The following is a 6,368-nucleotide window of genomic DNA, read 5'->3' on the forward strand; positions in this document are numbered from 1 at the left end:
TTTTCCCCCGCAAAACCCTGAAACTCCCCCTGTTGGTAAAAATTACGCCCCCCCCCGCCCCAAGCAATAGAACAATATGGTTAACAAACCCAATAACCCAGCCAGCCCGCCTATCCAGACCTTTCTCTACAGCGGCCGATGCCGCCATATCTTCGTCAGCGGCTGACGCCGTTGTCGTCATCCTGCGTCGCCGCGAGCACGCCAGACGTCAGAAGCGCCCCGGCGAAAATCGCCTCCGGCGGACCGAACCCGGCGCCGCCGCCGGAGGGCTGAATAGCAGCCGTCTGCTCAGAGCCGACAAGCTTGAGGCAAATGTTGTTGCCAAGGCGGGAAACGTCGAGGCTCGAATTGGCCGAAACCTCCAGATTGCAGCCGCCGACCAGAACGGAGGCCGCGCCGTTGGCGCCAACCACCACACGGCTGCCGAAATCGAGCGCGCTTCCAACCTTGGCAGCGCCATAGCCCGCCGTCTGCGACACCATCACATCACCGGTGGCGGAACGGATGGATCCGATCGGGTTTGCCGAACCTTGATAGGGTGTCGCGCAGCTGCACGAAGCATCCTGGGCAAACGATGAAGCTGAACCAAACCCGATTGACACGACAAATACGGCAAGCGCAGTTTTAACCACAAGGCTCATCAGTCTTCGATCCCTTCTTGCTGCACCACTTCAGACGCACCCAGTCAAAGGCATTGCATCAGCGCGTACCAGTTTTTGGCCACAATTCCAACCTGTTTCGCGCGCGCGAGGCGATTTAAGCTGACGCGTGTCTGTCCAAGCACAGTACTTTAGCCAGATCGCATTAATAGTTTTCGACTACCTGTCACAGGTTTCTTACCATCGGGCAAAAATTTGAGCTCTCCTTTCCGCGGTGACTGGCTCGATAAGCTTTGACCAAGCTGAGCGCGCCAAACCTTTCGCCAGCCACCTAATATATTGAATTATCGATACATTTTTCGGTAGATACTCCTTGATGGCAGCCGCGCGATTTCGACCATTGGTCGTGCTGACAGCATGTAATTCGAGATCGGCTCGATACCAATCGCGGCCAACGGGGTAGGTGGCCGGCTCGGCTACCCATTTCTCATCTATCGGCCATAGAGATCTGGCTCCATGCCCCCACCTCGATCAAGAACCGGCATACCCAATAAAGGACCCATAAATACCCAAATGCGGGCGCCGGCCAGCTTGAGAACAAGACCCACTCACTTCGCCGCAAGAGCCTCCGGTCTGTACTGGCGACCTGCTCAGCAAGGTTTGTACGTTGCGCCGGCCTGAACCGGCTGGCCGCAGAGAATTCCGCCCTGCGTAAGTATGGTGGCCAAATCTTCCCCCTCAGCCGTCAGGCACTGCACAACAAGGGTATCGCCAACCCTGGAAGCGATCTTGCCGTCGCAAGGTGTTCCGGAACCGACAGGTTTGCAGGCCAGGACGAGCCCCTGGTAGTCTCGGCGCGCCGCTTCCGTCACCAGGAGGCGCATGGCCTGAGGCCTGGAAAACGCCGCCCCGCACAGCAGGATCTTGCGACCGCCGACACGCAGATCATCGACCGATGGAATGGAGAGCTTGCCTTCAAACGGCTTGAGCTCGGCTACCGGCTTCGCGGGGGACGGGCCGCCCCTCTGCATCACGATGATGCCCAGAAAGCCAACACCAAACAAAACAGCCACGACGGCAAGCAACGCTATGTTCCTGACTGACAAAACCATCCTCCATCCGACCGGTGGGCCCGGTCCGCTCATTTCGTCGCAAGGGCGCTCAGTCTTTCTATCTGCTGCATGTACTTCTCGATGACGATCGTTTCCGAAAACTGCCGCTCGACCTTGTTTCTGCTCTGGGCCCCCATCCTGTCCCTGGACGAGTCGTCCAGCCGCGCAAACTCGACCATCTTGCTCGCAAGGTCATCAGAGTCCCTCACCTTGCATAGGAAGCCATTGACCGCGTGGTCCACCACTTCCCTGCATCCTGGCACGTCGGTTGCGATCAGCGGCTTGCCCATCGCAGCCGCCTCGAGCAGCGAGCGCGGCGTTCCCTCCCTGTAGGAGGGCAACACGACACAATCGGCGCCACGCATGAAAGGCCGCACATCGTCGGTGGAGCCGAGATATTCGACCAATCCCTCGCCAACCCATTTTTCCACGTGTTCGCGGCTGACCGCAGTCCGGTTTTCGACATCAAGAAAGCCGAGTAGCTGGAAACGCACTCCGGGCACCTCACGGCAAACCCGACGGGCCGCCGTGATGAACTCGCCGACACCCTTGTCCCAGAGAAGCCGGGCCACGAGAAGAAAGATGATGGCGCCAGACCCGGTGCGCGCTTCGGGCGAAGGGGCAAAACGCGCGAGGTCGATGCCGGAGCCAGGCAAAAGCGCGGTTCGATCCTTGCGAACCAGGCGTTCGTCGACGAACAGCATCCGGTCATCGTCATTCTGGAAGAAAACCATTTTGGAACGGGCCAATGCCACCCGGTACAAAGCCTTGGCAATCCTGAGCAGCAGACCACCGCGAACGAACGCTGTCCCCAATCCCGAAATGTTGTTGATGACGGGAATGCCGTTCAGATTGGCCGCGATGGAGCCGAACACATTGGGCTTGATCGTGAAGCCGACAAACACCAGCGGTCTCTCGCGCCGCAAGAGACGCCAGTAGCGCCACAGAAGGACCAAATCCCGCGACGGTGACGTGCCGGAATTGTCCATGTCGAGTTCGACATAGCGGCAGCCCATGGCCGCAATCAGCGGAGAATACTCGTCTCTCGGCGCGACGACGACCACGTCATAGCCGCGGCTCCGCAGCGCCTCGATCAGTCCCTTGCGAAAATTGACGACATTCCAGGATGTGTTTATCGAGACGACTATCTTGTTGCGAGCAACGGCCGTCATCGCTGCCCACCCGGATATGACGACGGCGCTCTCAACAGCATATCCGCAAACCGATCCGGCGATCTTTCCGACAAGGTCTTTCCGTACAAGGCCGACCGATCACCGCCTTGAATGATCTTCAGCAGTGCTTCCGCAATTTCCGACGCGCCAAAGCCGGCTGAAATCTCCAGGCCCGACAGCATGTCCAGATCTCCCGCACAGGGGGTGGTGACGATGCCGGGAATCCGGCAAGCCATCATTTCCAGAAGGACGTTGGGAAATCCCTCCGTCGCCGACGTGAGCATGCCGGCACGCGCTGCGCGAAACAGCGGAAACGGGTTGTCTCTCTGGCCGAGCAGATTTAGTCGCGAGGCCAGATCAAGCTTGCCGGCGCGGGCTCTCAACTCCGCTTCCATGGGGCCAGAGCCAACCATGGTCAGCTCATAATCCTCGCCGGTCCTTCGTCTGACTTCGGCCAGCACATCAACCGCGATCGTCGGACGCTTCACATCAATCAGCCGGCCGCACCAGACTATCTGCGGACGGCGGGAAAGTATCTCGGCGTCGTGCCCGGACAATGCTTCCATGGACATTTTGACGATGAGATCTTCGTCGACCGGGTTGGGCAAAGTACACAGCTTGGCGATTGCTCGCCGGGGCAATACGTCACGCAGGCGTTCATTCATATAGCTCGTTTGCGCGACTATCATGTCCTGGCTGCCATAGGCAGCATAGAGCGCCTTGTAAGCGAGCGCGCGAGGACCCTTGAAGCGATCCAGAAGTACCGTGGACTCGCGGGCGACCAGCCTATGGCTGCGGAGAAGTCCAACGCTTCGGGCGGCAGCCAGAAACGAGTTTACCCGTGCGTGGCTCGAGAACACCAAATCGTACCGACGCCGGATCAGCCGCGGGGCGAGCAAAAACTCGCTCATGGCCTTGCCGCCGCCAAAGCCGTAGCTGCACCGAATTCCGTCCTGGTGTGATCCAGCGGCCTCGCCCGCCGCCTGGCTACCCAAGAAGCCGATTTCGACGTCCCAGTCGGGTCGCCTCGCGAGTGCGCGCGCAACAAGTTTCAGGACGGTTTCGGCACCGCCTCTTCTGTCGAGCGGAATGGCGATCAGCGCGAGCTTCCTTTTCATGGCCGCGGGAACTCACTGTTTTCGCCGAAAGACATAGGCGTAGGTTTCAGCGGCATCCTTGCGGAGGAACAGGGCGGAAACGCCTAACCAGATGCGCCAGGCAAGAAAGGCCGGCACGAAAAAATAGAAGTAGGAGCTTTTCCAGAACAGACGGCGCTCGATAAGTTCCAGGTCGTTCCGTTTTGCGATTGTTTCGACGTCACTGGGCAAGCACTTGTCGTAGAAGGCCGGAAACCCGTCATGACCCATGCCCTTTTCAGGATAGATCGCAAAAAGCAGCCGTCGCTTCATCCCCTCCGGCAGGACCCGATTCAATCTGGCAAAAACGGCGTTGCGCGAGGGCGAGAAAATGGCAACCATGCCTCCCGGTTTCACGCAACTGGCAATGCCGCGCAGGGCGCCCTCGCCATCACGGACGTGCTCGAGCGTTGCCTGGCAAATGACGACGTCGGCATCGCCCCTCCCCCTAAACGAGGTAAGGTCCGCTTCAATCTCCTCGTCGTATATTCCGCGTGGCGCTTTCGACAACTCTTCCGCGTCGAGGTCGAGCCCAACGACAAAAAGCCCCAGGCGCCGCTTCTCCGAAAGACTGACGAACGGCCTGGCACCCCCGCCAAGATCGTAAACCCGTGCGTTTGAGGTAAGTAAGGGAGGTGCTATCTCCGTCGCAAAGGTCCGGTTGCCGTCGATGCGAAGGCGCCGCGGCAGAGCACTGTCCAGGAACTCGGAAATGGCCACATTCGTGCGAACAAACTTTCGCCATATCGACACTGCTTCACCACCGGTTTCGTTTGGCGATCTGCGCCCACTCGGATTTGACATCCGCGCTATATCCTGTGGAAGACGTAGAGCCGCGTATGATGCGAAAATGGGCCGAGCAACCGGTCCACAGCAGCACGCAAGCCTCTCAGGATTCCATTCTTGCTGTCGTACCAGGCCTGCATCGGCTTGGAGAAAAATGTCTCGTCCTTCAGCCCCTTGAAGCCTCCCCTCGGCTGTGATTCCAGAAGCTTGAAGCCGTGCTGTTCGAAACTGGAAACAATCGAAGACGGCTCAAGAACGAACTGGTAAAATCCGGCCTGTTCACCTGGAAACCTGGGATAGAGACCCATTCTGATCTTCAGCCGTCGGAGAGGAGAAATGCTCGGCACTGTCACGAAGGCAACTCCTCCTGACCGGATGATGCGCTTCATCTCCAATGCGATCTCATCGTAACCGTCGAAGAAGTGCTCGATCACCCCCAGAGACCACACCCCATCGAAGAATTCGTCCGCGAAGCCCGTTGCTCGAACATCCCCCACGGTCACTTGCAAATGGGGCGCGGCACGATTCACCATCCCCACGGTCTTCTGCGCGAAGTCGATCCCGTAGGCGGAAAAGCCTGCCTGGTCGAGGCCATGGACCGTATTGGCCAAGCCACATCCAGCGTCCAGGATCTTGGCCGATCCGGTCAGGTATCGCTTGGTGGTTTCAACGACAAAGCGATCCGGCCTCAAGACAATCCCTTCGGCCCAGTGAGAATCCCAATAGTCGTCATCAGCCACCGTGCCGACATGGACGATGCGCCTGTTTTTCTCGTCGTAGAATGCTTTCTTCTCATTCATTTCTGGCATCCGGACCGACCATCAAAACGGTGCGCTGTTTCGCACCAGGCCCTTGATCTGCAATCACATTCCTCAATGCGAAAAAGGAACAGCCAGCGGCAACGACATATCCGAACAAAAATGCCATTTCACTGCCAAGAGGCACCCGCCACCAAAGGCCCAATGCCGCCAGACAACAGCAAGCCAACGCCCCTATCGCGTAGGAATAGGTCAACGTCATCGCTTTGCTCGACCGAAGCGCAAACGGATCGATGATCACTTTTTTCGTCCTGTTGACCAGAACAGCACAAGAAACGATCCCGAACACCACAGGATCAAAAGACTTCCCCAGCCATCCGGATGCATGGCCCGAGAAAAACAGGCCAACTATTCCGGCCGCGGCCACGGTCGCAAAAATGAGTGCGATGGCCGCTCCCTCGAACAGTCCGCGCCGAAACTGCCTGACGTTTCCATTTGCGGCACTGAGAAACGCCCTTGGCACAAATACGAAGCTGGCCGCATTCATGAAGAAGCCGACGGACCGTTGTGAAAGATCGACGCAAAACGAGAAGACACCGAGATGGGTCTCGGAGCCAAGCAACAAAACAATGTATCGAATGCCGACAAACACGCCGCTCTCGGCCAGATTGCTCAACACAAATCCCCAGCCTGTGACCAGAGACCCGGCAAGATAGGAAAAGCCAGGCCGTCTCAGATTCATAGGTCCCAGGAAGGCAAATGAAATCAGCGCTCCGACGAAATAGCTGAGCGAAAAGGCTGCAAG

Annotated in this window: 7 protein-coding genes; all 7 read right to left on the minus strand. The window is 58.2% G+C overall.

The features are described from left to right. Positions 1-155: 155 nt before the first annotated feature. Entirely contained in the window at positions 156-482 is a 327-nt protein-coding gene (locus tag EN906_RS18715) for a hypothetical protein (RefSeq protein WP_236382855.1), read from the minus strand. Positions 483-1,249: 767 nt separating this feature from the next. After that, positions 1,250-1,684, minus strand: coding sequence for a hypothetical protein (locus EN906_RS18720; protein WP_127269562.1), 435 nt, complete (start codon positions 1,682-1,684; stop codon positions 1,250-1,252). A 56-nt stretch (positions 1,685-1,740) separates the two neighbouring features. Further along, complete coding sequence (locus tag EN906_RS18725) at positions 1,741-2,883, minus strand: glycosyltransferase family 4 protein (RefSeq protein ID WP_127269563.1); 1,143 nt, start codon at positions 2,881-2,883, stop codon at positions 1,741-1,743. Then, on the minus strand, positions 2,880-4,001 hold the full coding sequence (locus EN906_RS18730; RefSeq protein WP_127269564.1) for a glycosyltransferase: 1,122 nt from the start codon (positions 3,999-4,001) through the stop codon (positions 2,880-2,882). The genes EN906_RS18725 and EN906_RS18730 overlap by 4 nt, the downstream gene beginning before the upstream one ends. A gap of 12 nt (positions 4,002-4,013) precedes the next feature. Beyond that, complete coding sequence (locus EN906_RS18735; RefSeq protein WP_127270449.1) at positions 4,014-4,823, minus strand: methyltransferase domain-containing protein; 810 nt, start codon at positions 4,821-4,823, stop codon at positions 4,014-4,016. A gap of 5 nt (positions 4,824-4,828) precedes the next feature. Next, the gene (locus EN906_RS18740; protein ID WP_164748853.1) at positions 4,829-5,605 is read right to left on the minus strand and encodes a class I SAM-dependent methyltransferase; all 777 of its coding nucleotides are present in this window, start codon (positions 5,603-5,605) and stop codon (positions 4,829-4,831) included. Further along, positions 5,598-6,368: hypothetical protein (locus tag EN906_RS37325; RefSeq protein WP_164777232.1), on the minus strand; the 771-nt coding region annotated here is incomplete at its 5' end. The genes EN906_RS18740 and EN906_RS37325, both read right to left, overlap by 8 nt.

Origin of the sequence: Mesorhizobium sp. M7A.F.Ca.CA.004.06.1.1, from assembly GCF_003999135.1 — a bacterium.
GTDB lineage: Bacteria > Pseudomonadota > Alphaproteobacteria > Rhizobiales > Rhizobiaceae > Mesorhizobium.

Coding starts and splice junctions, on each gene's coding strand:
- EN906_RS18735 (WP_127270449.1), bottom strand. CDS start 4,823: ATGTCAAATCCGAGTGGGCGCAGATCGCCAAACGAAACCGGTGGTGAA.
- EN906_RS18725 (WP_127269563.1), bottom strand. CDS start 2,883: ATGACGGCCGTTGCTCGCAACAAGATAGTCGTCTCGATAAACACATCC.
- EN906_RS18740 (WP_164748853.1), bottom strand. CDS start 5,605: ATGAATGAGAAGAAAGCATTCTACGACGAGAAAAACAGGCGCATCGTC.
- EN906_RS18715 (WP_236382855.1), bottom strand. CDS start 482: ATGGTGTCGCAGACGGCGGGCTATGGCGCTGCCAAGGTTGGAAGCGCG.
- EN906_RS18730 (WP_127269564.1), bottom strand. CDS start 4,001: ATGAAAAGGAAGCTCGCGCTGATCGCCATTCCGCTCGACAGAAGAGGC.